Origin of the sequence: Sporosarcina luteola (assembly GCF_007991495.1) — a bacterium.
Taxonomy (GTDB): Bacteria; Bacillota; Bacilli; order Bacillales_A; family Planococcaceae; genus Sporosarcina; species Sporosarcina luteola.
This window is the reverse complement of record NZ_BJYL01000038.1, coordinates 1-23,170: the sequence shown is the minus strand read 5'-3', so window position 1 is coordinate 23,170 and position 23,170 is coordinate 1. Positions and strand designations below refer to the sequence as shown.

Below are 23,170 nucleotides of genomic sequence, written 5' to 3'. Positions count from 1 at the left end.
AAAAACGGTGCCTGCCACCGACGCAATTCTGAATTGCGTTGGTGGCAGGCACCTTTATTCTTGTTTATTCCGTCACTTCGAACCCTAAACGGATTGCCGGCATTGCGGATCCCGGATGATCGGTTGAATAGGTGAGCTGGGGAATTAGCGTCATATCGGTTTCTTTTTCTTGTTGTTTATAAATCCCCGGGTAGAGGTCGATCAGATGGTAACCCGGATCGCCTGTTGCAATGACGTCGAAAGTCAATGTGCCTTGGCTGTTGAAGGCGCAAAGATAACCTGTGTAGGAATTATCGTACGTCAAATAATAAGCGTTATCAAACTCTGTCCAGCCGCCGCCTTTGATTGTGATTTCAATTTTAGTTCCGACAGGGCCGGATGTTGGCGACATGCTGACGATGGATGGCTGGATGCTTAAATACGTTTGGCCGACGACCTCATCGCCAATTTTGGCATCGATGCGGTGCGGGATTCCACCAAGGTCATCAGGAATGGCAAAGTCGTATGTGAAGTTGCCGTCAGCATCGGTTTTGACCGTTTCAAGTGTTGCACTTTTCTCTTCAAAACCTAAACCGCTGACACGACTGCCTTTCATCGTGTTCCAAACAAGCTCCACTTCTTTGTTTTTCTCAAGACCCTTAGCTGTCAGCGTCACCGGTTCATCGACAATGCCAACTTCTTTATCCAATGACAATGTGACTCCTGATTTATTGTTCAGTGCTGGCATTTCAACTCCGCCGTCTGCAGCTATCGGAGATTCTTCCACGTAATTCTCAATTGCGAATTCGTCATCCGTCACTGTGAACATAAAGTCAGGCGCAGGTTTGTCCGGATATGGCGATTGCAAATAGTTAATGTATTGCATCCCTAAATAGCCGGTGCGCAAGCGAACTGCATGTTTGCCGGGATTTCCAGCAGCACGGATTTTCGCTTCTGCTGTACCATTCGTAGAAATGGCAGTCACCAAACCTGTGTATTTATTGTCATAAGTGAGCTGCCAGTTACGCATATAGGTGCTCCAGCCTAACCCCTCCACCTTAATCGTAATGTCAGTTCCAACAGGTCCGGACTCAGGAGACATTGTAAATGAAGGATCTACTGTAAAACCGGTTTGGCCGATTTTTTTATCACCCGTCGCAACATAGACGGTGTAGTCTCCACCGAAACCTTCAGGGATCGAAAACGTTCCAGACCATTTCCCTTCCGCATCGCTCGTCCCTTCCTGAATGACTGTATCAGTTGTCGTGAATTCCGGACCGATGACTTCATATTGGTTCTCAATATGGTATGATCCATCCACGGTTGGCCAAATGAGCTGCACTTCCGCGTTTTCCGGTAGATCATCTACGGTAAATTCTACTTCGTCGTTAATAAAACCGCGAGTAGCTGACAACTTAATATTATTTTTCATTTCTGCCGCTTTTTCCATTTGCTTCCCTGTATCTGCTTCGCTATTTTCAACCGGCTTATCGGATTTCGGTGTTTCGGTTTCATTGCAACCGCTTAATCCAACTGCAACAAGGAAAGCCAGCGATACGGACAACGCCGGCTTCTTGAACGCGCTTAATGACAAAACAACCACCTTGCTTTCTTTTTATTTCACAACGACTAATTTAGAAGTCATATCCCCATGTCCAGCGCCGCAAAAGATACTGCAATAAATTTTGTATTCACCTGGTTTTTCGGGTGTGAAAGTTGTTTTGCCATTAGGTTCATTAATTTCCGCGTCCAAGCCTTCAATTGCAACGCCATGTAATCCTTCTTCAGACGTCAATGTCATCGTAGCTTTTTCTCCAGCCTTGACGTAGAAAGTTTTTTCACCGTTTTTTCCTTTAAACTCAAAGTTCACAGCGACTAAATCAATGTTTTGATTCGTTTCAACGTTAGCCAAATCCACATCGTCTTCTTCATCCACTTCAGGCTCCGCAGCCGCTTCGCCGTCTTCAGATAAATCTACGATGGAAAGAAGGGATGGTGCAACATTAAATGGACGGAACTCCCCTTTTAAATCGCCCGCTTCTCCAGTTACATAATACTCCAAGCTGCCTGTCGGAGTTTCTTCAGTTACCGGATAAGCGACTACCCAGAAATCCTCATCGCCATGTGTGCCATAAGCCATATCCAGTTCTTCGCCTGTCGATAAATGTACTTTCAAATTCGCATCTTTCAATTGCTCGTTCGTTCTTGAATCGTATGCATTCATTCGGAAGACAATTTTATCACCAGCGGAATATCGACTCGCCAAGACACAGCCCCCTTGTTCAGAAACAGTGTCACCACTTATCATCAAAAAAGCATCGCCACTCTTTTCACTGCTTTCGTTCTTGTCGTCGCTACATGCACCAAGCACTAGCAAAACTCCTACTAGCAGACTTAAAATCGCCATCTTGTTATTGATCATTTCCTTACCTCCTTCAAAATTGTTGTAATCATATATGACTAATGAAGCTTTTAGACTGCTACTAAACTGCAATCATGGGCAATTACTCATATATTAATAGTATGCTCCTATTATTTCGATTCGTAAAATACTTTGTCTTAACGTATTTAAATCGCGCTTATTTAAGTAGCGAATATGCGGCAACTCTTGGGAAAGGTGTAAATCCCTACTTCTTCGTTTCCCTACAACTGAATACTGAAACTTCTAGCCTTCTAGACACGTAGTACAATAAGAGGTGAGATGATAGGGCTATCGAAGGGTCTTTACTATTAACAATGGAATAAAACCATTTGCCATTTATCTATAACGACAGGGGTGATTTTCGTTGGCTATTTTGAATTCATTTTCACAATACATAAGAGCTGTGCGCTTGAAGCGAGAACAGCTTCCTCATGGACAATTCCCGTTCACGCTTCCCTTCATCCGGAACTTGCATGAATTGGAGCTTCATCCAAATATCACTTATGTAATCGGTGAAAATGGGATGGGCAAGTCGACGTTATTGGAAGCAATCGCCATTGCATATGGATTTAATCCCGAAGGCGGAACGTTGAACTTCAATTTCTCCAGTTTTGATTCCCATTCTGAACTCGATTCGTATATACGCCTAGTCAAAGGAGCAGAACGAGCGAGGGATCACTTTTTCTTCAGGGCGGAGACGTTTTACAATGTGGCAACGAATATTGAGGAGCTTGACCAAGACCCATATGGCCCTAAGATCATTGATTCGTTCGGAGGGGTATCCCTTCACAAGCAATCGCACGGGGAATCGTTTTTCGCCGTGTTCCGGGAAAGGTTTAGAGGGAACGGATTATATATTTTGGATGAACCGGAAGCCGCATTATCCCCGTTCCGCCAAATCTCATTGCTTGCGCGCATCAACGAACTCGTCACAGAAGGATCTCAGTTCATCATATCGACCCATTCGCCAATCATCATGGCGCACCCACTTTCTAAAATCGTACAGATTACAGAAAATGGAATTGAGGAAACAACGCTGGAGCAAACGGATCATTACGCCATCATGAAGCAGTTTTTCGATGACCGGGAGCGGTTGTTGCACCATCTTTTTCAAGATGAATAGATACAAGCAAACCCCCTTCAAAGTCTTTTCTCGGCCTTGAAGAGGGTCTTTTTGACTTTACTGATACGGATTTTCCAACCAAGGACCGACCGTCGACAATCTCGTCAGCTGCTTCGCCATATGTGCAGGTGTGTAAGGCATGTCTTTTTTCAGCCACCAAATGATGACGCCCAAGTAGGCAGATGTGATATAGGCAATTGACATTTCAACGGGCACCTTAAATTCAATTTTATCTTCAACCATATAATGTGTCGCTTTCTCGACCAGTGTTTCAATGATTTCTCTGACTGACTCTGTGAAGTACGGTACTTTTTCTTGAACTAGCATGACTTTGTAAAAGCGACTCTGCTCAATCATCTTATTAAATAGTCGAATGAAGATCGGATGTGGATTTTCACTGTCATACTTGAATTCCATATCTTTCACTTGCACACTGATCCTTAACTGCTCTAGCGCGTCTTGCAGCATTTGTTCAAGTAATTCATCTTTGTCATAGTAGTGCAAGTAGAATGTCGCCCGGTTAAGAGTGGACCTTTCGGATATCTCCCTTACCGTAATTTTTTTGTAATCCTTTTCCTCCATTAATTCCAATAACGCTTCCTCAAACATCGCTTTCGTCCTTCGAACTCTTGGATCCATCTTGATAGACAATTCAGTTCCCCCTGTCGATTAACTATCTATGTTGTAGACATTGTTGGTTGTTATGATTAGAATACATCATTTATCTGAAAAGTGTTTATTGTTTTAAATATCTTTTTACCTATAATTATATAGGACAACAGCTTATCAATAAAGGAAGTTGGCAAAAGAATCACTTTTTAATTCATTTACATGAAAGCGTTTTCTAAAAGATAAGGGGGTTATGAAAATGATATTGAAAAACGATATGAAATGGGATGTCGAAACAGACGTAGTCGTTTTAGGCAGCGGGGGTGCTGCTTTAACAACAGCTATTCTCGCACATGATCAAGGGGCGGAAGTTTTCATCCTTGAGAAATCGGATCAGATTGGCGGTACGACGGCTTTTTCCGGAGGGATTCCTTGGATTCCAAATAACCGTTATATGAAAGAACTCGGATTGGAAGATTCACATGAAGAAGCGAAAATGTATATTACAAAACTGACGCACGGTAAAGAGCCGGATCCTGAATTGATTGACGTCTATATTGAGAATGGTCCGAAGATGATCGATTATCTTCATGAGCATACGCCTGTAAAATTTGCTGTCCCTAAAGGGTATGGTGACTATTATGCAGACTTGCCTGGGGGTAAAAAGGAAGGCCGTTCGCTCGATCCCCTTCCGTTTCCTTTGAACGATTTAGGGGAATGGGCAGAGAAAGTAAGAAGAAACCCGATCTTCCCTCCCTTGACGTTGGAAGAAGGTGGGGCTAGTGATCCAGGAGATATCGATTTCACGCTTGTGGGAACTCGAATGGAAAACAATATTACGACGATGGGAAGAGCGTTGGCTGCCAGTCTTTTTAAAGGTGTGCTAGATCGCGGCATCGAAACACTGACTGCCACTCCTGGAAAAGAACTTGTTATGGATGATGAAGGAGCCGTTATTGGCGTTCGCGCAGAAAAAGAAGATGGGACAGCCTATTTCATCGGCGCAAGAAAAGGCGTCATGATTGCGTCAGGTGGTTTTGAGTGGAATAAAGAGCTCGTCCGTTCGTTCCTAAAAGGAGCAATTACGCATCCGCAATCCCCTTCTTACAATGAAGGCGACGGTTTAATTATGGCGATGGAAGCAGGAGCAGCTCTTGCCAACATGAGCGAAGCTTGGTGGTCCCCAGCTTTCGTTGATCCTACGATTGAATATGAAGGAAAAGTTTATAATCAAATCGATTCGCAAGCACGGACAATGGCGAATTCAATTATTGTCAATAAACATGGAAAACGCTTCGTTAACGAAGGTGCCACTTATATGGACCTTCCGAAGTCATTTTACACGTATGATCAGAACTCGCAATCATTGCCGAATGAATCGAATGTGTGGCTCATTTTTGATCAGCAGTTAAAAGACCGCGCCTTAATCGTGACGATGGCTCCTGGCGAAGATGCACCTGACTGGGTTCCGCAGGCAGATAGCATTCAGGAGCTTGCGGAAAAAATTGGAGTCGATCCGGATCAGCTTGAAGCAACGGTCGAACGCTTTAATCAGCATGCTGCAAATCACGAAGATCCTGACTTCAACCGTGGATCATTGCATTTCGAGAATTTCGCGAATCGATTCCAAGGCCGTAAAGCGATGATCGGGCCAATTGAAAAAGGACCATTTTACGCATTGCCGATCTATGCAGGATCACTAGGAACAAATGGTGGGCCGCGCATCAATGAACATGGACAAGTCATCAGCTTACGCGGAGAAGTTATTCCGGGGCTCTATGCTGCCGGAAACGCGGCGATGGGCATATTGGGCGGCGCATATCCAGGCGCAGGCGGAACAATTGGACCTGCTATGACATTCGGCTACTTGGCAGGTATGCATATTGGCAACATGGAACCGCGTAAGATAAGCGACGCGGAGAGCGTTTTAGCATAATAAAGGAGGAACTTTACATGCCTAGTGGAACACATACAACAGAGTTGGATTTACCGATTGAAAAGGTGTGGGATTTCGTCAGTGAGATGAACAGGTGGGCACCGCTTGTCCCGGGATATATCGAACATGAAATCTTGAGTGACAAGCAATCGACATGGACGTTTAAAGGCGATATTGGTATTATGCAAAAGACTGTGAAGTTACAAATCGACATTACAGAATGGCGGGAGCCAACTTTAGTCACTTTCGATTTAAAAGGATTGAATGAAAACTTCGCAGGCAATGGCTATTTCAAAGCAGAAGTACTATCGGAGACACAAACCGTGATGCATGGGAATTTGGACATTACTGCAAAAGGGGTCATGGGGCCGATGGTCAATGCCATCCTGAAATCATTCGTCCCCAAAACAGCCGAGGATTTAACAAATGCAATTGCAGAGGAAATAACGAATATTGAATTGAAAAGAGTTTAAAAAATACGGTGCCTGCCACCAACACAATTCTGAATTGTGTTGGTGGCAGGCACCTTTCAATCCCGCTCACTCTTCATAATCACGATACACATATACATTCACGATTGAGCCGATGATCCGGACTTTTACTACAAGACCTGACCACACGAACCGATCGCAGTACTCCGATTCCCCACAATCGCGTTGGATAAGACTTTTTCCGTAGTCGATGTGGACCGTTCCTTCCTTCTTGCCTGTTGCTTGGAAATGAAACTTATTTGTTCCTGGCTCACGAGTGATTTTCACGATTTCCCCTGCGTCTTTTTCGAGGATTTTATAGTCGCCTATGTTATACTTGGCATCTTCCTCAAAGATATCCGTCGTATTTTCCCTGATTGCTTCGATGTCATAGTATGATTGAGCATCGTTTTGTTTCGCCTCAATCCCGTACTTTATTTCCTTCCCGCTCTCAAGCTGCACTGTAGCAATATACTGGCCGGGTTTGTCAATAGTAAATGACACGATCAAGTATTCATCCAACTTGAATGGCACATTGTCAGACAGCATTTCCCCTTTCATCGTTTCAAGGGAGATGGCCTGAATTTTTTCATCGATTTCAAACAGCTTGACAGCCGTCGGTGCCATGTCTTCCGTTTCTTCCAAAGTCAACGTCAGTTCATCGTTGACCTTTTTAATATGGACGTAATATTTTTTGTAATCCTTAACGGTTGAGCCTTTGCTCGGCTCACCTCGCAGATTCAAGATGCCTGTCCCTTCCTTTACGGGAACAAGTTGGACTCTGTCTTCGGTGTACGCTTCTTGTCCGAACACTTGAATCGCTTTGAAAAGTCCTTCCTCTGCGTCAGTCTGCGAAATTCGTACATACTCCCAATCCAAATCGCTTGCCTTAATGGTCACCATTGGCGGCTTCGCTGCTTCAGTCGCTTTAAGCATTTTCGCTGCCTGTCCTCTTGTTATGGGGGCATTTGGACTGAATGTAGTCGGGCTCGTTCCCGACGTGATGCCGAGTGCATAAATCGCAACAATGTATTCAGTCTGCGCTTCCGAATTTCGGATATCCTTAAATGGATGATTGTAGACAGTTTCACGCGGCAGATCAAACGCTTTAACGAGGATGGAAGCCATCTGCCCCCGTTTTATCGGATCATTTGGACCGAAACGGCCATCGCCATAGCCGCCGATCATACCTTTCTCCGCCATCGCCGCAATCGCTTTGTAGTAGCCGTTCGCAGTCGAAACATCTTTGAATCCCGGATCTTTTACATTCGATGTATCCAAGTTGGTCATCTTGGCAACAATCGCGGCAGCCTGTCCTCTTGTGATAGACTTGCCAGGCCTGAATGTACCATCCGGATATCCACCGATAATGTTACGTTCAGCGAGTTCATACACCGCTTCCGAGAAGTGTTTTGTCGGCGGCACATCTGAGAACTGTCTCGGTTCCGCGGAAAAGCCTGTCGCAGGAATGAAGCAGAACAGCAATAAGGCGCCAAATACAATAAGCAGTCGTTTCTTCAAATTATGAATCCCCTCTCTTAGCCTATGATTAATCTTAGATAATCCCCGTACAGACGTAGTTTTCGAGAAAAAGTTTCAAGGTTTTCTGTTATATATATCAACATACTCCCAATGCTTTTCTTCCCTGTTTATTTGAATGCAACCTGCCGTCTCTGCGAACGGAGTATATGAGTCCGCAATTTATCGAGACTACTGAAATTGTATTTGAAGAAAAATAAAACGCAGGGAATCTCACTTCCTGCGTTTTCGATGCATTGCTGTTTATTTTACTTGTCCCATCGCAGAAGAAATCTCTTCTGCAGCTTCGGTTACTTTTTCGATAAAGTAATCCAATTGTTCTTCAGTTGTTTGCATTGCGAGTGCCTCGATACTGATAGCCCCAAGCACCGTTCCTTCAAAATCAAAAATAGGCGCACCGACTGCTAGTGTCCCTTCCGTTTTTTCGCCTCTGCTGATTGCAAATCCTTTCCGTTTGACCGAGCGCAATTGTTGCTTAAATTGTTCCCGCTCCGCCTCTTCCGGGATAAGCCGTTGCAGCAAGGCATCCGTATTATGGGGGGGCGAATATGCCAGCATCGTTTTATTAGCAGCTCCGATGTTCATCGGTATGCGTTCACCAATACTATCAATGATACGTACATTCCGCGGACTATCAATTCGTTCTATGATAATAGATACGTCATCGTTCGGTGTATTAAGGTATACGGTTTCTTCTACATCATTTGCCAGTTTTTCGAGAATCGGCCGAGCTACTTGACGAATGTCCAGTTTCTCGTACTTTTTCAAGCCTAGTTCCACCCATTTATAGCCTAGTTCATATTGCTTCGTATGTTCGATTTGTGAAACGAGATTATGCAACTCAAGTGATTGCAACAACCGATACACTGTGCTGATCGGCAGCCCCGTCTCCTCCGCCAATTCTGCGGGGAGCCATTTATCCTTTTGCGAGTCCGACATGACTTCAATGATGAGCATGGCCCTGTCTATCGATTGGATCATCTTCGTTTGCCTCCCATCTTCCCCATATTGTAGCAGATAGTGGACCAGCCTCGCATCTTTAATTATCAGACCCTTCCCAAAATAAAAGAAAAAGTGATTGACATTCATTCAATGACAGATTTAAAATAATATTAACATTTCACCATGTAGAATAAATTCCACAATACGGAATTTTAATGCGACAGGTGAAAGCGCTTTCTAAAGAGAGATAAATAGAGAGGTTGGGAGAAATGGAAGGGTTCACAAAGTTCATTGGGGATATTTCAAATTTCATATGGGGGATACCGATCATAGTCATTCTCATCGGAGGTGGCGTTTTCTTGACGGTGCGTCTTGGTTTCTTCCAATTCCGCTACTTCCCGCATATTATCAAACAGACTTTCGGCAAGATATTTTCAAAAAGTGAAGGAAACGGTACGTTGACTCCCTTTCAAGCGACGGCAAGTGCCCTTGCTTCAACAATGGGTGCAGCGAATATTGTCGGGGTACCGGTAGCTATCGCACTCGGCGGACCGGGTGCAATTTTCTGGATGTGGCTTGTCGCGCTCATCGGAATTGGAACCAAGTATTCGGAAGTGGTTCTCGGAATGCACTATCGGGAGAAAAACGAGGTCGGTGAATATGTTGGCGGCCCAATGTATTACATCCGAAAAGGACTTGGCTGGAAAAAGGTCGCTTCTTTCCTTGCATTTGCACTTATGATTGAAATTGTAGCAAGCACGATGGTGCAATCCAATTCCATCGCAACAACGATGAAAGGTTCGTTTGGCTTGTCTCCTATTGTAACAGGCATTCTTGTTGCACTTCTTGTTGTCTTGGTCACTTACGGTGGAATTAAAACAATCGGAAAAGTATCGGAGAAGTTGATTCCATTCATGGTTGTTATTTATCTTGCCGCTGCACTTGTTGTTATTTTTGCGAATATAAAAGAACTTCCAACTGCCTTCGGACTGATTTTTGAATATGCGTTCCGGCCGATGTCGGCAGCGGGCGGTTTTGCCGGTGCTGGTGTAGCGGCTGCCATTCGATGGGGACTTGCCCGGGGGCTTTATTCTAATGAAGCTGGAATGGGAACGGCGCCGATCGCCCATTCAGCAGCCATTACGAATCATCCTGCGAAACAAGGATTCTGGGGTGTGTTCGAAGTAATCGTCGATACACTCGTCGTCTGCACAATTACTGCCCTTGTCGTCTTGACGTCCGGCGTCTGGAAAACTATTTCACCGGATGATGCCTCATCCATGGTGACAGAAGCGTTTGTGCCGGTATTCGGTACATCACTTGCCGGGACTATCGTTTCAACAACGCTATTCCTTTTCGTCATCACCACGATCGTCATCATCATTTTCTATGGAGAAAAGCAGGCAGAGTTCCTTTTCGGGACAGCATTCTCCAAGGTGATGCGCTTCATTTATATCGGCGCCATTATCGTCGGTGCAGTCGGAGGATTGCAGTTCATCTGGCAATTCCTCGATTTATTGCTTGCTTTAGTCGTCATTCCGAACGTCATTGCTGTTCTATTCTTGAGCGGTAAAGTGAAAGAAATTACGAACGACTATTTTACGAATCTCTATCCGATCGAACGAAAAAAATAATTCAATTAAGGAGGCAAGAGATATGTACAATCAGCTAAGAAATTTGGAATTATCGCAACAGGTCGAGATGTTGACTCGTCATTTGGTAAGCATTAATAGCATCAATGGGACGCTTGGTGAGGTGGAGATTGTTCAGGAGATCTATCGAATACTTCGGTCTTTCCCATATTTCGAAGAACATCCAGACCATCTCTGGCTCCAGACGATTGAAAGCGATCCGGTCGGCCGTCAAAATGTCTTCGCTTTAGTAAAAGGCCAAAAACACTCAAAGCAAACCGTCTTATTCCATTCTCATATTGATACGGTTGCTGTCGAAGATTTCGGGCCTTTGAAAAAGGATGCTTTTTCTACGGATGCAATGGAAGACTTTTTCCGTGGATATGAAAATGATCCAGTAATTCAACAGGAGGCACTTTCTGGCGACTGGATGTTTGGACGTGGCTCTGTAGACATGAAAAGTGGTGCAGCTGTCCATATCGCAAATATTCTATACTTTACAGAACATCCAGAAGAACTGACTGGCAATGTCCTCCTGCTTTGCAATGGGGATGAAGAAAGCGAACACCGTGGCATTATCGGTGCCCTTTCCGAATTAAATCGACTTCAAGCGGAACTGGGCCTTGATTTTGTCACCGCTATTAATACTGATTTCATCACTCCATTGTATGACGGCGATCCGAACCGATATATTTACACAGGAGCCGCAGGCAAGATCCTTCCTTGCTTCCATATTTATGGCAAGGAAGTACATGTTGGTGACACACTATCAGGTATTGATCCGAATTTCGTTGCTGCCAAATTGACGGAACGGATCCATAATCGGTATGCCCTTGCGGAAAAAATTCCCGGGGAGCTTGTCCTGCCGCCGACTTGTCTACAACAACGCGATACGAAAGAGCTTTATACGGTTCAAACGGCGATTAGCAGTCATCTTTACTTTAACTATTTCGTCTATGAAGATTCTCCCAAGCAAATACTCGGGAAATTGTTGCATGAAGCAAGAGAGGTATGCGAGGAAACCGAGCATTACTTGCAGCAACAGTTCGAAGAATACATTGAGTTCACCGGATTGCCTTCCCGAGATTTGTCATGGAAAATTGATGTGACGACGTACGATGAGTACTTACAATATTTGATTCAGCGTGGCGTCAATGTCAAATCGATTATCGACGAAGCGCTTGCAAAGAAGTCTGGCGATTTACGAGATGTCAGTTTCTCTATCGTCAGCGCCTTGCAAGAAGCCGATCCTGAAAAGAAAGCTCGGGTCATTTTATTCTTCGCACCGCCATTCCTTCCGCATAATTATTTGAAGACGGATGTATCACGTGATACAAAGATTCAATCTTCTATTGCGGAAGTGCTGAAAGAAATGAGTGAACTGACAGACGAGTGTTTTCAGTTAAAAAAATTCTTCCCTTATTTGGCAGATGGCAGTTTTCTATCGATCCATGAGACAGAGGAAGAACTGACGCCACTTGTTCACAACTTGCCGGAATGGGACAACATTTACACTATTCCATTCCATACCATTCAAAAATTGAACATCCCATCCGTAAATATGGGTGTCTACGGAAAAGACGGCCATAAATGGACGGAACGTGTCTATAAACCGTACTCATTCGGTGTTTTGCCTTTATTGATCCGCAAAACAACCATGCGTATGCTCGAAGAAGCATCTGAGGATCAGTCGTTAGAATTAGTGTAAAAGTATATAAACGGCTCCTATTTGACCAACTGTTTGAAACAACAGCAAAACCCCTTCACGCCTTTTCACGGCTATGAAGGGGTTCTTCTTTGCTATTGCACTGTTACAAGTTGTCCTATCCAAGTGCAACCGGCATTGATGTCATTACGCTTTGCATACGACAATCTCTTCATCGACAACGTCCACTCGAACTTTTTCGATATGGTCCGCTTCCAAAATGAGATCCGTTAATGGATCTTCGATTTTGTCTTGGATCACTCTGCGAAGTGGTCGTGCTCCAAAACGTTTGTCGTAGCCTAATTTCACTAATTCCCGTTTCGCTTCAAGAGTGATTGAAATTGCAATGCTTTTTTCTTCAATCGCTTCTTCCAAATCGACGAGCATCAAATCGACAATTTCAAGTAAATGGTCTTCTGTCAATTCATTGAACGAGACAATCGCGTCGAAACGGTTGAGGAATTCAGGTTTAAAGTAGTTACCCAGCGACTCAAGCATGGAGACAGATTCATGTACGGTTTGATTAAACCCGACACTTACTTTTTTCTCCCCTGTTCCCGCATTACTTGTCATAATGATAACCGTGTCTTTGAAGCTGACTGTCCGGCCTTGGGAATCTGTCAATCGGCCGTCTTCCATAATTTGAAGGAACATATGTTGAACGTCCGGGTGCGCTTTTTCGATTTCGTCTACTAGTAAAATCGAATACGGGTTGCGGCGGACTTGTTCCGTTAATTGACCCGCTTCTTCGTGCCCTACGTAACCTGGAGGAGAGCCGATAATTTTAGAGACAGCATGTTTCTCCATATACTCACTCATGTCGAGCCGAATTAAATTGTCGCGGGAACCGAATAGCTCTTCTGCAAGCACTTTAGTGATTTCGGTTTTACCGACACCCGTTGGACCGACGAATAAGAACGATCCGATCGGACGAGTTTTTGATTTTAATCCGGCGCGGCTTCGGCGGATTGCTTTGGCGATCTTTTCAACCGCCTCTGCTTGTCCAATTACTTTTTTACCCAGATTGTCTGCAAGGTCTTTCATTTTTGCTTGTTCGGATGCTTGCAGTTTCGTTACCGGAATGCCTGTTTTTTCTTCTACAACTATCTCGATGTCTTCGACAGTCACCTCATAGAGAGATGCTTCGCCTTCTTTGGCCTCCTCTAATTGTTGTCGTAATTGAATTTCTTCGTGGCGCAATGCTGCCGCCTTTTCATAGTCTTCCATGTCCGCAGCTTGTTCTTTTCGTTGGACGAGGTCTTCTAGCCGTTGTCCGATTGTCTCCGCATCTGCAGAAGACTGTTTCAGATTCAAGCGTGCTCCCACTTCATCCATCAAATCAATCGCCTTATCTGGTAAAAACCGATCTTGGATATAGCGTTGTGACAATATGACGAAGGCTCGGATCGCTTCATCGGAATAACGCACTTCATGGAAAGCTTCATAACGGTCTTTAATACCGTGCAAAATGGTGATGGCGTCTTCTGTAGAAGGTTCTTTGACAATGATCGGCTGGAAGCGGCGTTCGAGTGCAGCGTCTTTTTCAATTTGTCGATATTCCTTCAATGTCGTTGCTCCAATGAGCTGCATGCTGCCTCGAGCCAATGCCGGTTTCAATATATTTCCTGCATCCATTTTGGAGCCTTCTGCTGAACCTGCTCCGACAAGAAGATGAATTTCATCAATGAACACGATGACATCTTTCCGATTTTCAATTTCTTCAATTAACTGCTTCATTCGCTCTTCAAATTGACCGCGAATTCCAGTATTCGTAACGAGGGAAGCTACATCCAACACGTAAACTTGTTTGTTCAATAGTTTTGCAGGGACATCGCCTTCATGGATTTTCACCGCGAGGCCTTCAGCAATCGCCGTTTTACCGACACCTGGTTCCCCAATGAGTACCGGGTTATTTTTGTTTCTTCTATTTAACGTTTCAATGACGCGTTTCACTTCTTGATTGCGGCCGATGACCGGGTCGATCCGTCCTTCCTTGGCATCATGCGAAAGATTTTTACCAAGTTGATCTAACAAACCGCTTCCTTGATTTTCATCGACTTCTTTAACGTGTGTATAGGCCTGAGGGTTGCCGTTCGCTTGGAAAAATTGATTTGCATCATTGCCAAATGATGGCATCTTCATTTGTCCTTGAATCTCTTGAAAACATGTATGACATAAATTCAACTGCATGCGTTGCTGATTCATTTGAAGTCGAAGACTCATTGTTGCTTCGTTTTTACCACAATGTTGACATTTCATAAATCATTTCCTCCTTATATGGTTCATTCATTTATGTGATTTGACATTGACTATCTTTGACTTATGATTTTATTATACACTGACCTTTTTTGACTTTCAAGATTTATGCTTGAAGATGCGAAAAAACACAGTGCCTGCTACCAACACAATTCAGAATTGTGTTGGTGGCAGGCACCTTAAAATAGTTCTTATTCATTCAATTTCTGATAAATACGGAGCATTTGCTGCTGTTCCTCAATTGTTAGCTTTTCAAATAGATTTCTTCTCAATATTTGGCCTTCCAGGTTTGCGCGTTGTAAAATTTCTTTGCCCGCTTCTGTAATACTTAAATAGACGATGCGCCTGTCTTCTTCATCAGTCGAGCGCACGGCAAGTTTCTTTTTTACCAGTTTCTCTGATAAATGAGTAACAGTGGGAGGTGTCAGTCCAAGAACTTTCGCAATATCAGATGGCCGGCTTTTCCCTTTCGAAGCTAAATGGCCAAGAAGGAGTATGTGGGAAACGCCCAATTCTTCATTAAAGATTTTATTCCATTGAATGATCAAGTTATTCGTGAACTTGTCCATATTGTGTATGATGTCAAAAATCGTTTCTTCCTTCATTCTTCCCCCTACTTTCTAAATAAGCAAATCTATTTTACCATATACAACCCTATATATATGAAAATGAACCCAAATTCAATCAAATTTGGGTTCATACATAATATATGTTCAATTATTGTGCAGAGAAGCCGCCGTCGATGACAATTTCCGCTCCTGTAATATAAGAAGAATCATCACTTGCCAGGAATAGAGCCGCGTTGGCAATATCGGCCGGTTTCCCAAGACGTTGCAAAGGTGTTGCGCGAACGAGTTGGTCAAGCAGTTCTTTTGATGCACTTAAGTTTTGAGTCATAGGTGTTTCAATAATCCCAGGGAATAACGCATTTACACGCACTCCAAGACGTCCGAATGTTGTCGCTGCTGCCTTGGAAATCGCGCGTACAGCTCCTTTGGATGCAGAATAATGGTTAAACCCTTGTCCGATTTGTGCTGTATATGAAGAAATATTAACGATCGAACCGCTCTTTTGTTCTGCCATAATTGGCGCAACATGCTTCATACCCGCAAATGGACCGAAGCTGTTGATTGCCATCATTTTTTGCCAATCATCCATGCCAATTTCCGAATACGGTTTTTCAGAGGAAATGCCGGCGTTGTTTACAAGTACATCGATGCGCCCAAATTTTTCTTTTACTTCTTTTGCAAATGCAGCCCACTCTTCATCGGACGCTACATTCAACCTCATGCCATGCACATTTTCCTTTTCACTTGCACGTTGTAATGCTTCTTCGTTAATATCAGCTGCAATTACAATTGCACCTTCCGCTTGGAATAGATCAACCATTCCTTCGCCGATACCAGAAGCTCCACCTGTGACAATCGCTACTTTTCCGTTCAATTTACCCATTTTCAACATCTCCTTATCGTAACTTGATAGAGCCGCCGTCAACCATGATTGTTTGTCCAGTAATGTAGTTCGCATCGTCGCTCGCCAAAAATACTGCTGTGCGCCCGATATCACCTTCCGGATCGCCTAAACGTCGCAACGGAATGCGGTTGATCATCGCTTCATACATATCCGGCGCACTTTGAGCCCATGCTTCCACGCCTGGTGTCAATGCGATCGGTGAAATCAGGTTTACATTGATGCCTTCAGGACCCCATTCGTTTGCCGCCACACGTGAAATCGCGCGGATCGCTTCTTTCGCCGCAGCGTAAGATGCTTGTGTCGGTTGACCATCCAAACCAGCACCTGATGCGAAGTTAATCACTTTACCTTTTGTTTTCTTCAACTCAGGATACGCAGCTTGCATGAAATGGAATGTCGGATAAAAGCCCGTGCCAAAGGATAAGTCAATCATTTCCATCGTTGTTTCAGCAAACATAGCTTGTCGGGACGCGTGCGCATTATTTACGAGTATATCCAATTTGCCAAACTTCGCTACGACCGCTTGTACTATTTCATTGATGTTTTCAGGTTTCGAAATGTCTTTGATGAACAGCATACTTTCTGTAAGCTCGTTCAACTCTTTTACTGTTTCTTTCCCTTTTTCTTCATTGATATCAACGACGGCAATATGCGCGCCTTCTTTCGCCATCGCAAGAGCTATCCCTCTTCCGATCCCTGATGCACTTCCTGTAATAATTGCCACTTTACCTTGTAATCTCATTCGAAACCTCTCCTTTTCAACAGTTACAATACTCAATCCGTCCAAGCACCTTGTTTGATTAATTTCTTTTTATTGTTAAATGCAATAAATATACAGCCAATATTAATGACAAGCATAATCATGATCGCATATAAAACCGTTGTATAGCTTCCAGTCGCATCATAAACAAAACCGTAAGCCGGTAATGCAATAATGGATGAGATCGCAAGTCCCAAAGATGCCGTAGAATAAATCTCACTATAGGCTTTCTTTCCAAAAATTGTTGAAGTTAATGCCGGCGCGACAATACCAATTGAGGAACCGATCAAACTGAAAAGAACCACTGCAATTGTGATCATCGCCGTACTCTTATTCGCGAACAGAAGCAAACAGATTGCAATTATTCCAGCAATCATCGCAAGAATTGCTGTATATTTAGAACCTAATTTATCAACTAAGAATCCTAAGACAAGTGATCCGATAAGAACCCCAATCATATAAGTACCCATAATATTTCCAGCAAATGCAATATCAAACCCTTGATTTTTCAAGTATGTCGGAATATGCATTGAGAAACTGGCAATCGATGTAAGGAAAAAGAAAAATACGATTAACATATAAAGTGCAGTCGATTATTTTGCTGTTGCCATGTCAATTCCAGCCTCAGCTGCACTAACTCCCTGTACATTTTCTTGCCCAACATTCACATCTTCCGCTCCGTATGGTAAAACACCATGTGCCTGCGGTGAACGTTTGATAAGCAAGATGACAATCGGAACTACAATCAGGATTGCAACGCCACCAACCATCATGTATGCATAACGCCAGCCGAAATCACCAATCAAAGCTGCTGCAATGATCTGTGAAATGGCACCAATCCCGCCACCAACTGCACTAAGTACGCCCAATGCCAAACCATTGCTCTTTTTAAACCATTGGTTGATGATGACTGGTCCTGCAATAACCGTGATAAATACGCCACCAACCGCCAAAGGGATCGCTAATAAATACCAGCCCCATACAGAACTCATGAAACCAAATAACGCAAATGCGCCGGCCTGTAAAACAATTCCCATTGAAAGAATCAAGCGGGTATCGTATTTCGCCATTAGCTTTCCGCCAATCGGCAAGAAAAATAGTGTCACAACAGCTGAAACACTAAAGTAAAGCGATAATGATCCCATACCAATTCCAAGATCTTCCGTTACACTCGTCAGGAAAAGTCCAGCCGTATTATTAATAGCTCCTTTACCTACCCCGACAATGATACTAAGCGCAATTAAAATCCACCACGCGTAATGAAATTTCGATTTCTGATTCATTGTTGTATTTCCTCTCTGATCTAGATGAATATATTATTTGTACATTTCCTTAAAGTCTGGAACTGTAGGATTCGCAAGATAATGGCCACCTTCAACTTGAATCGTTTGTCCGGTAATGAACTTCGATTCGTCCGATGCTAAGAATAGGACAGTGTTTCCGATATCATCCGCTTCTCCGTGATAAGGCAATGCATTGTATTTCGCAAAGGTGTTTAATAATTCCTCAGACATATTGTTTTTCGCTGCCGGTGTCAAAATCAATCCAGGAGCTACTGCATTACATCGGATATTATGCTTTCCATATTGTGTCGCTGTATATTTTGTCATATTGACGACGCCAGCTTTCGACGCGCCGTACGCAACGCGAATTGCATCACTGAAAAAGCCTGCCATAGAAGCGGTGTTAATAATTGAGCCGCCGCCGTTTTCAATCATATGTGGAATTGCATACTTGCAACCTATAAGGACACTTTTCAAGTTAACATTCATTAGTCGATCCCATTCGTCCAAATCGATATTTACAATGTCCAAATCTTTACGGATATTCGTCAAGCCGACATTATTGTAGAGGATGTCGATTTTTCCATAGTGATTAACCGTATGCTCTACTGCATGTTTAACCGATTCTCCATCGCCTGCATCTAAGAAAATTCCGATTGCTTCCCCGCCTTGTGCTCGAATCTCTTCCGCCGCGTTTTTAGCGCCCTCCTCATTGAAATCCGCCAAAACAACCTTTGCACCTTCTTTCGCTAAAAGTCGTGCTGACGATAAGCCGATCCCTGAAGCTGCACCCGTTACTAACGCCACCTTATTTTCTACTCTGCCCATTCTTGTCATTCCTTTCCCGATTGTATTATGAAGCTAAAAATAAATAACCTGTAAATCAATTGAATAAAAATGAAACTCAAGATGACGATTCACTCAAAATTCATTTATGCCGCCTAACAATTAGATGACTAATTATTGTACAGTTAAAATAGTAATAAACTATCAGGTGAAAAGCAACTAAAAAAGACTATTTTGTGACAGGATTTTTTTCTAACGCGAAATATCCTGCCTTATCTCTTGACAAATCGAGTCATTTTGCATAGAACACCTTTTCACTTACCCAAGTGTCTTATAACAAGCTTAAAGCTGACACCTACATGTCTTATGCTTATGGCAATTCATTTTGATTCATAAAATATAATAAAAAATCATCAAGTTACTAATACAGTCTCTGTCCTCATTTAATGTATACAACCGTCATATATTATCTGAATAAAACAAGGTGCCTGCCACCAACACAATTCAGAATTGCGTTGGTGGCAGGCACCTTGTTTTTCACTTCACTATTGTAACCGGGCAATCCACGTGCTTCATCACTTTATGGCTGACGCTGCCAAGCACCATTTCCTGAAATGCATTTAACCCCCGGCTGCCGATGACGAGTTGATCCACCGCTTCGGTGTTCACATATTTTATAATTTCCTGGCTCGGGTTCCCTTTTAGCATTGTTGTTTTTACCTTTACGCCGACAGTATGAGCCAATTCCAAAACGGGATCCATTTTTTGCTTTCGTTTCAGCAGAAGACTTTCCTCACTTTGCGATAAGAGCCGTTCGTCTTTTGCTTTATTGTAATCCGCTACATAGATGACTTCCAATTGTGCTTCGGGGAAGTATTGGGCGAGCGTAATTGCATGTTTCGCAGCACGCAGTGCATTTTCCGACCCGTCGATAGCTACAGCGATCTTCATATTCATTCCTCCCTCTATAATAACTTTCCGTACAGCTGCTCACTTGAAGAATTGAGACCTCGAATGGTGACTGCCCCCCCTTCTTCCTCAAGCTTCTGCTTCACTTTCACTACCGCTCCAACAGAAGATTCGTCCCATAGCTGGCTATCTTCGAAGTCGATAATGATTTCCTTTTCCTTTATATCTTTAAATGACTGGATGAATTTAGTCGTAGATGCGAAAAATAACGGTCCTTTTACTCTATATATGCCCGCATCACTCGTCACAGTCACACGAGATATTTTGGCGACAAAAAATAGCGAGCTCATGATAACACCGACGACGACGCCAATTGCCAGGTTATGTGTATATAAAATGATCGCGACGGTAATCAGCATCACGAGCGATTCCGTTTTCGGCGCTTGTTTCAGGAACTTGAACGATCCCCAATTGAAGGTTGTCGCAGCGACCATGATCATCACGCCCGCAAGCACCGGCATCGGAATTTTGACGACGACATCTCCCAAAACAATGATCAAAAACATGAGAAAAACACCAGCTGTGAAAGTGGAAAGACGTCCCCGCCCACCCGATTTAATATTGATCATCGATTGGCCAATTAACGCACATCCTGCCATTCCTCCAAAAAATCCTGTGAAGAAGTTGGCGATTCCTTGTCCACGTGCTTCCTGGTTTTTATTGCTCGGCGTGTCCGTCATATCATCCAGCACTTGGGAAGTGAGCAATGATTCGAGTAAACCGACAATGGATAACGCCAATGAATACGGTAGGATGATTTTCAACGTTTCAAAATTCAGCGGAATATCAGGAAAGAAAAACGTTGGCAGTGAGCTCGGCATCTTCCCTAAATCACCGATTGATTGCAGCGATACGCCGCTCATAAGTGCAATGCCTGTCATGACGACAATCGCAATAAGTGGTGCGGGTATAGCCGTGAAGAAACGCGGAACCGCGTAAACGAGAACCAATGTCGCGATTGCAAAAAGATACGTCATCGCGTCATTTCCCCGTAAGTAAGGCAGCTGGGTGATGAAGATCATAATGCCGAGCGCGTTCACGAAGCCGAGCATGACGGAGTTCGGGATGAAGCGCATTAAATTCGCAACTCCAAGTCCCCCGAGTATTAATTGAATGATCCCAGTCAAAACTGTGGCCGCTAACACATATTGCAAGCCATGATCCGCCATCAAGTTGACGAGGACTAATGCCATCGCGCCGGTTGCCGCGGAAATCAAACCCGGTCGACCGCCGACAAACGAAGTAATGACGGCAATTGTGAATGAAGCATAGAGCGCGACACGCGGATCTACTCCAACGATGAATGCAAAAGCCAATGCTTCAGGAATGAGTGCAAGTCCCACAACGATTCCCGCTAAAATATCGGCCCGTACATTTCCGAGCCACTGTTGTTTAAAAGTATGCATATGTTGTTCTCCTCTTATTTACAATAGATAATTCAAAGCGTTTCAATTATAACAGACTGAAAAAGAAGGTGCCTGTCACCAACACAATTCTGAATTGCGTCGGTGGCAGGCACCTGTGGTTTTGGCGGGTTCCCATTCATGCATATCAATGACGGTTGACCTATACTAACAGGGAAAGTATTTTTTTATGAAAGCAGGTTGAACGTATATGAAAGAATATCGAATTGACCCGGATAACGGGCTTGAATTTGGACTTTATACATTAGGGGATCATATCCCGAATCCGAACACCGGGGAGCGAATTTCTCCTCAACAACGAATCCAAGAAATCATCGAGTTGGCTAAATTGGCTGAGCAAGCAGGCATTGACTTCTTTAGTGTCGGTGAAAGCCACCAGGAGTATTTTACGACGCAAGCACACACAGTTGTTTTGTCTGCCATTGCGCAAGCAACCGAAAAGATTAGGATCGGAAGCTCTTCCACGATTCTCAGTACATCTGATCCGGTGCGTGTGTACGAAGATTTTGCGACGATCGATTTAATCTCAGATGGCCGTGCTGAAATTGTTGCCGGTCGCGCCTCCCGTGTAGGGCTTTTTGAATTATTGGGATATGACCTTCGTGATTACGAGGCTTTATTCGAAGAGAAATTTGATCTTTTGCTTCAAATTAATAAAGAAGAAGTAGTGAATTGGAATGGCCAATTCCGTGCACCTTTACGCAATGCCAAAGTGCTGCCGCGTCCTAAAAATGGGTCACTCCCTATTTGGCGCGCTGTTGGCGGAACTCCGGCAAGTGCCATGAAGGCGGGTTATGCCGGTGCTCCAATGATGCTGGCTACTTTAGGTGGGCCTGCCAGCGTTTTCAAGCGATCCATCGATGCGTATCGGGAAGTTGCAGCGAGCAATGGCTTTGACCCGGCGACTTTACCTGTCGGCACAACTGGTTTTTTCTACGCAGCGAAAACGACACAAGAAGCAATGAGAGAGATGTATCCTTTCATTAATGAAGGGATGAAACTGACGAACGGACAAGGGTTCCCGAAACAAGCATTTGCGCAAGCGGCTGATCCACGCAGCGTCATCAATGTTGGCAGCCCAGCGGAAATCATTGAAAAAATTCTGCACCAACACGAAGTCTTTGGCCATCAACGCTATCTGGCTCAAATGGATTTTGGCGGCATGCCTTTTGATAAATTAGCGAACAATATCGAAATCATCGGTACGGAAATTTTACCGGCCATCCGAAAATACACAAGGAAAAACGGGGAGGGAAAATAAGATGAAAATCGTTGGTTTATCCGGTTCAATTGTTGGATCTAAAACGAGAACCGCAATGAATTACTTAGCAGAAGAAATAGCTCGAAAATACCCGGATGCAGAGTTCACACTGATTGATTTAGCGGATTACGACATTCAATATAGCGACGGACGCAATTACTTGGAATACGAAGGCGATACCGGCTTCGTCACAAAACAGTTAATGGATGCGGATGCGATTATTATTGGAACTCCTATCTTCCAAGCATCCATTCCAGGCACATTGAAAAACATTTTCGATTTACTTCCTCAAAATGCGTTTCTCGATAAAGTTGTAAGCATGGTTGTCACAGCAGGTTCTTCAAAGCATTATTTAATCGTAGAACAACAATTAAAACCCATCTTAGCTTATATGAAAGCTCAAATTGTTCAAACGTATGTATTCATTGAGGAAAAAGATTTCCACCAGAAACAAATTGTCAACGATGATGTGGTCTTTCGCCTTGAACGGTTAGTGGAGGATACGGTTTTATTAACAGAAACATTTACAAAGCTGCGGGAAGATCGAGACGCTTCTTATGATTTTTAATTGATTTCAAGCACAATCGAGTAGGAGGGAGTGA

The 23,170-nt window shown here is 43.7% G+C and carries 21 protein-coding genes; 7 read left to right on the top strand and 14 right to left on the bottom strand.

Features of this window, described 5'->3' with window-relative positions:
* Positions 1-64 precede the first annotated feature (64 nt).
* Together SLU01_RS14000 and SLU01_RS13995 are read right to left on the bottom strand one after the other, a co-directional pair.
* Complete coding sequence (locus tag SLU01_RS14000) at positions 65-1,573, bottom strand: hypothetical protein (RefSeq protein ID WP_147059398.1); 1,509 nt, start codon at positions 1,571-1,573, stop codon at positions 65-67.
* A 21-nt stretch (positions 1,574-1,594) separates the two neighbouring features.
* Positions 1,595-2,401 carry a cupredoxin domain-containing protein gene (locus SLU01_RS13995; RefSeq protein WP_147059396.1) on the bottom strand — a complete coding sequence of 269 codons (807 nt, stop codon included), beginning with the start codon at positions 2,399-2,401 and terminating at the stop codon, positions 1,595-1,597.
* A 364-nt stretch (positions 2,402-2,765) separates the two neighbouring features.
* Here SLU01_RS13995 and SLU01_RS13990 point away from each other — a divergent pair, with 364 nt between their 5' ends.
* Complete coding sequence (locus SLU01_RS13990) at positions 2,766-3,524, top strand: AAA family ATPase (RefSeq protein ID WP_147059394.1); 759 nt, start codon at positions 2,766-2,768, stop codon at positions 3,522-3,524.
* Positions 3,525-3,581: 57 nt separating this feature from the next.
* Here SLU01_RS13990 and SLU01_RS13985 read toward each other — a convergent pair whose 3' ends face one another.
* Positions 3,582-4,175 carry a TetR/AcrR family transcriptional regulator gene (locus tag SLU01_RS13985; RefSeq protein ID WP_147059392.1) on the bottom strand — a complete coding sequence of 198 codons (594 nt, stop codon included), beginning with the start codon at positions 4,173-4,175 and terminating at the stop codon, positions 3,582-3,584.
* 217 nt (positions 4,176-4,392) lie between these two features.
* On the opposite strand from SLU01_RS13985, the gene SLU01_RS13980 reads away from it, so the two are divergent.
* Positions 4,393-6,069 carry an FAD-dependent oxidoreductase gene (locus tag SLU01_RS13980; protein WP_170232721.1) on the top strand — a complete coding sequence of 559 codons (1,677 nt, stop codon included), beginning with the start codon at positions 4,393-4,395 and terminating at the stop codon, positions 6,067-6,069.
* A gap of 17 nt (positions 6,070-6,086) precedes the next feature.
* Positions 6,087-6,542: an SRPBCC family protein gene (locus SLU01_RS13975; RefSeq protein ID WP_147059388.1), complete on the top strand. Its 456-nt coding sequence runs from the start codon at positions 6,087-6,089 to the stop codon at positions 6,540-6,542.
* A gap of 66 nt (positions 6,543-6,608) precedes the next feature.
* On the opposite strand, the gene SLU01_RS13970 is transcribed toward SLU01_RS13975, so the two are convergent.
* Positions 6,609-8,060, bottom strand: a complete 1,452-nt coding sequence (locus tag SLU01_RS13970) for an S-layer homology domain-containing protein (RefSeq protein WP_147059386.1) — start codon at positions 8,058-8,060, stop codon at positions 6,609-6,611.
* A 261-nt stretch (positions 8,061-8,321) separates the two neighbouring features.
* On the bottom strand, positions 8,322-9,059 hold the full coding sequence (locus SLU01_RS13965; RefSeq protein ID WP_170232720.1) for an IclR family transcriptional regulator: 738 nt from the start codon (positions 9,057-9,059) through the stop codon (positions 8,322-8,324).
* Between the two features lie 230 nt (positions 9,060-9,289).
* On the opposite strand from SLU01_RS13965, the gene SLU01_RS13960 reads away from it, so the two are divergent.
* Together SLU01_RS13960 and SLU01_RS13955 are read left to right on the top strand one after the other, a co-directional pair.
* On the top strand, positions 9,290-10,654 hold the full coding sequence (locus SLU01_RS13960; RefSeq protein WP_147059382.1) for an alanine/glycine:cation symporter family protein: 1,365 nt from the start codon (positions 9,290-9,292) through the stop codon (positions 10,652-10,654).
* A 22-nt stretch (positions 10,655-10,676) separates the two neighbouring features.
* Positions 10,677-12,359 carry a M20/M25/M40 family metallo-hydrolase gene (locus SLU01_RS13955; RefSeq protein ID WP_147059380.1) on the top strand — a complete coding sequence of 561 codons (1,683 nt, stop codon included), beginning with the start codon at positions 10,677-10,679 and terminating at the stop codon, positions 12,357-12,359.
* Positions 12,360-12,503: 144 nt separating this feature from the next.
* On the opposite strand, the gene SLU01_RS13950 is transcribed toward SLU01_RS13955, so the two are convergent.
* The 9 genes from SLU01_RS13950 to SLU01_RS13915 all read right to left on the bottom strand — a co-directional run bounded on the left by SLU01_RS13950 (position 12,504) and on the right by SLU01_RS13915 (position 21,289).
* A complete protein-coding gene (locus tag SLU01_RS13950; protein WP_147059378.1) occupies positions 12,504-14,615 on the bottom strand; it encodes an ATP-dependent Clp protease ATP-binding subunit in 2,112 nt (703 codons plus the stop codon).
* A gap of 188 nt (positions 14,616-14,803) precedes the next feature.
* On the bottom strand, positions 14,804-15,217 hold the full coding sequence (locus SLU01_RS13945; RefSeq protein ID WP_147059376.1) for a MarR family winged helix-turn-helix transcriptional regulator: 414 nt from the start codon (positions 15,215-15,217) through the stop codon (positions 14,804-14,806).
* Positions 15,218-15,329: 112 nt separating this feature from the next.
* Entirely contained in the window at positions 15,330-16,064 is a 735-nt protein-coding gene (locus tag SLU01_RS13940) for an SDR family NAD(P)-dependent oxidoreductase (RefSeq protein WP_147059458.1), read from the bottom strand.
* Positions 16,065-16,077: 13 nt separating this feature from the next.
* A complete protein-coding gene (locus tag SLU01_RS13935) occupies positions 16,078-16,827 on the bottom strand; it encodes an SDR family NAD(P)-dependent oxidoreductase (protein ID WP_147059374.1) in 750 nt (249 codons plus the stop codon).
* Positions 16,828-16,859: 32 nt separating this feature from the next.
* Positions 16,860-17,423: an MFS transporter gene (locus tag SLU01_RS18400; RefSeq protein WP_308507740.1), complete on the bottom strand. Its 564-nt coding sequence runs from the start codon at positions 17,421-17,423 to the stop codon at positions 16,860-16,862.
* A gap of 15 nt (positions 17,424-17,438) precedes the next feature.
* Positions 17,439-18,128, bottom strand: coding sequence for an MFS transporter (locus SLU01_RS18395; protein ID WP_308507739.1), 690 nt, complete (start codon positions 18,126-18,128; stop codon positions 17,439-17,441).
* Positions 18,129-18,161: 33 nt separating this feature from the next.
* The gene (locus tag SLU01_RS13925) at positions 18,162-18,956 is read right to left on the bottom strand and encodes an SDR family NAD(P)-dependent oxidoreductase (RefSeq protein ID WP_147059372.1); all 795 of its coding nucleotides are present in this window, start codon (positions 18,954-18,956) and stop codon (positions 18,162-18,164) included.
* Between the two features lie 495 nt (positions 18,957-19,451).
* Entirely contained in the window at positions 19,452-19,865 is a 414-nt protein-coding gene (locus SLU01_RS13920) for a universal stress protein (RefSeq protein WP_174842660.1), read from the bottom strand.
* A 14-nt stretch (positions 19,866-19,879) separates the two neighbouring features.
* The gene (locus tag SLU01_RS13915) at positions 19,880-21,289 is read right to left on the bottom strand and encodes a SulP family inorganic anion transporter (RefSeq protein WP_147059368.1); all 1,410 of its coding nucleotides are present in this window, start codon (positions 21,287-21,289) and stop codon (positions 19,880-19,882) included.
* Between the two features lie 208 nt (positions 21,290-21,497).
* Between SLU01_RS13915 and SLU01_RS13910 the strand changes: the two genes are divergently transcribed.
* Complete coding sequence (locus SLU01_RS13910; protein WP_147059366.1) at positions 21,498-22,568, top strand: LLM class flavin-dependent oxidoreductase; 1,071 nt, start codon at positions 21,498-21,500, stop codon at positions 22,566-22,568.
* Between the two features lies 1 nt (position 22,569).
* Complete coding sequence (locus SLU01_RS13905; protein ID WP_147059364.1) at positions 22,570-23,136, top strand: NADPH-dependent FMN reductase; 567 nt, start codon at positions 22,570-22,572, stop codon at positions 23,134-23,136.
* Positions 23,137-23,170 lie beyond the last annotated feature (34 nt).

Coding starts and splice junctions, on each gene's coding strand:
- SLU01_RS13995 (WP_147059396.1), bottom strand. CDS start 2,401: ATGATCAATAACAAGATGGCGATTTTAAGTCTGCTAGTAGGAGTTTTG.
- SLU01_RS13980 (WP_170232721.1), top strand. CDS start 4,393: ATGATATTGAAAAACGATATGAAATGGGATGTCGAAACAGACGTAGTC.
- SLU01_RS13975 (WP_147059388.1), top strand. CDS start 6,087: ATGCCTAGTGGAACACATACAACAGAGTTGGATTTACCGATTGAAAAG.
- SLU01_RS13965 (WP_170232720.1), bottom strand. CDS start 9,059: ATGATCCAATCGATAGACAGGGCCATGCTCATCATTGAAGTCATGTCG.
- SLU01_RS13960 (WP_147059382.1), top strand. CDS start 9,290: ATGGAAGGGTTCACAAAGTTCATTGGGGATATTTCAAATTTCATATGG.
- SLU01_RS13955 (WP_147059380.1), top strand. CDS start 10,677: ATGTACAATCAGCTAAGAAATTTGGAATTATCGCAACAGGTCGAGATG.
- SLU01_RS13950 (WP_147059378.1), bottom strand. CDS start 14,615: ATGAAATGTCAACATTGTGGTAAAAACGAAGCAACAATGAGTCTTCGA.
- SLU01_RS13945 (WP_147059376.1), bottom strand. CDS start 15,217: ATGAAGGAAGAAACGATTTTTGACATCATACACAATATGGACAAGTTC.
- SLU01_RS13940 (WP_147059458.1), bottom strand. CDS start 16,064: ATGGGTAAATTGAACGGAAAAGTAGCGATTGTCACAGGTGGAGCTTCT.
- SLU01_RS13935 (WP_147059374.1), bottom strand. CDS start 16,827: ATGAGATTACAAGGTAAAGTGGCAATTATTACAGGAAGTGCATCAGGG.
- SLU01_RS18400 (WP_308507740.1), bottom strand. CDS start 17,423: ATGTTAATCGTATTTTTCTTTTTCCTTACATCGATTGCCAGTTTCTCA.
- SLU01_RS18395 (WP_308507739.1), bottom strand. CDS start 18,128: ATGAATCAGAAATCGAAATTTCATTACGCGTGGTGGATTTTAATTGCG.
- SLU01_RS13925 (WP_147059372.1), bottom strand. CDS start 18,956: ATGGGCAGAGTAGAAAATAAGGTGGCGTTAGTAACGGGTGCAGCTTCA.
- SLU01_RS13920 (WP_174842660.1), bottom strand. CDS start 19,865: ATGAAGATCGCTGTAGCTATCGACGGGTCGGAAAATGCACTGCGTGCT.
- SLU01_RS13915 (WP_147059368.1), bottom strand. CDS start 21,289: ATGCATACTTTTAAACAACAGTGGCTCGGAAATGTACGGGCCGATATT.
- SLU01_RS13910 (WP_147059366.1), top strand. CDS start 21,498: ATGAAAGAATATCGAATTGACCCGGATAACGGGCTTGAATTTGGACTT.
- SLU01_RS13905 (WP_147059364.1), top strand. CDS start 22,570: ATGAAAATCGTTGGTTTATCCGGTTCAATTGTTGGATCTAAAACGAGA.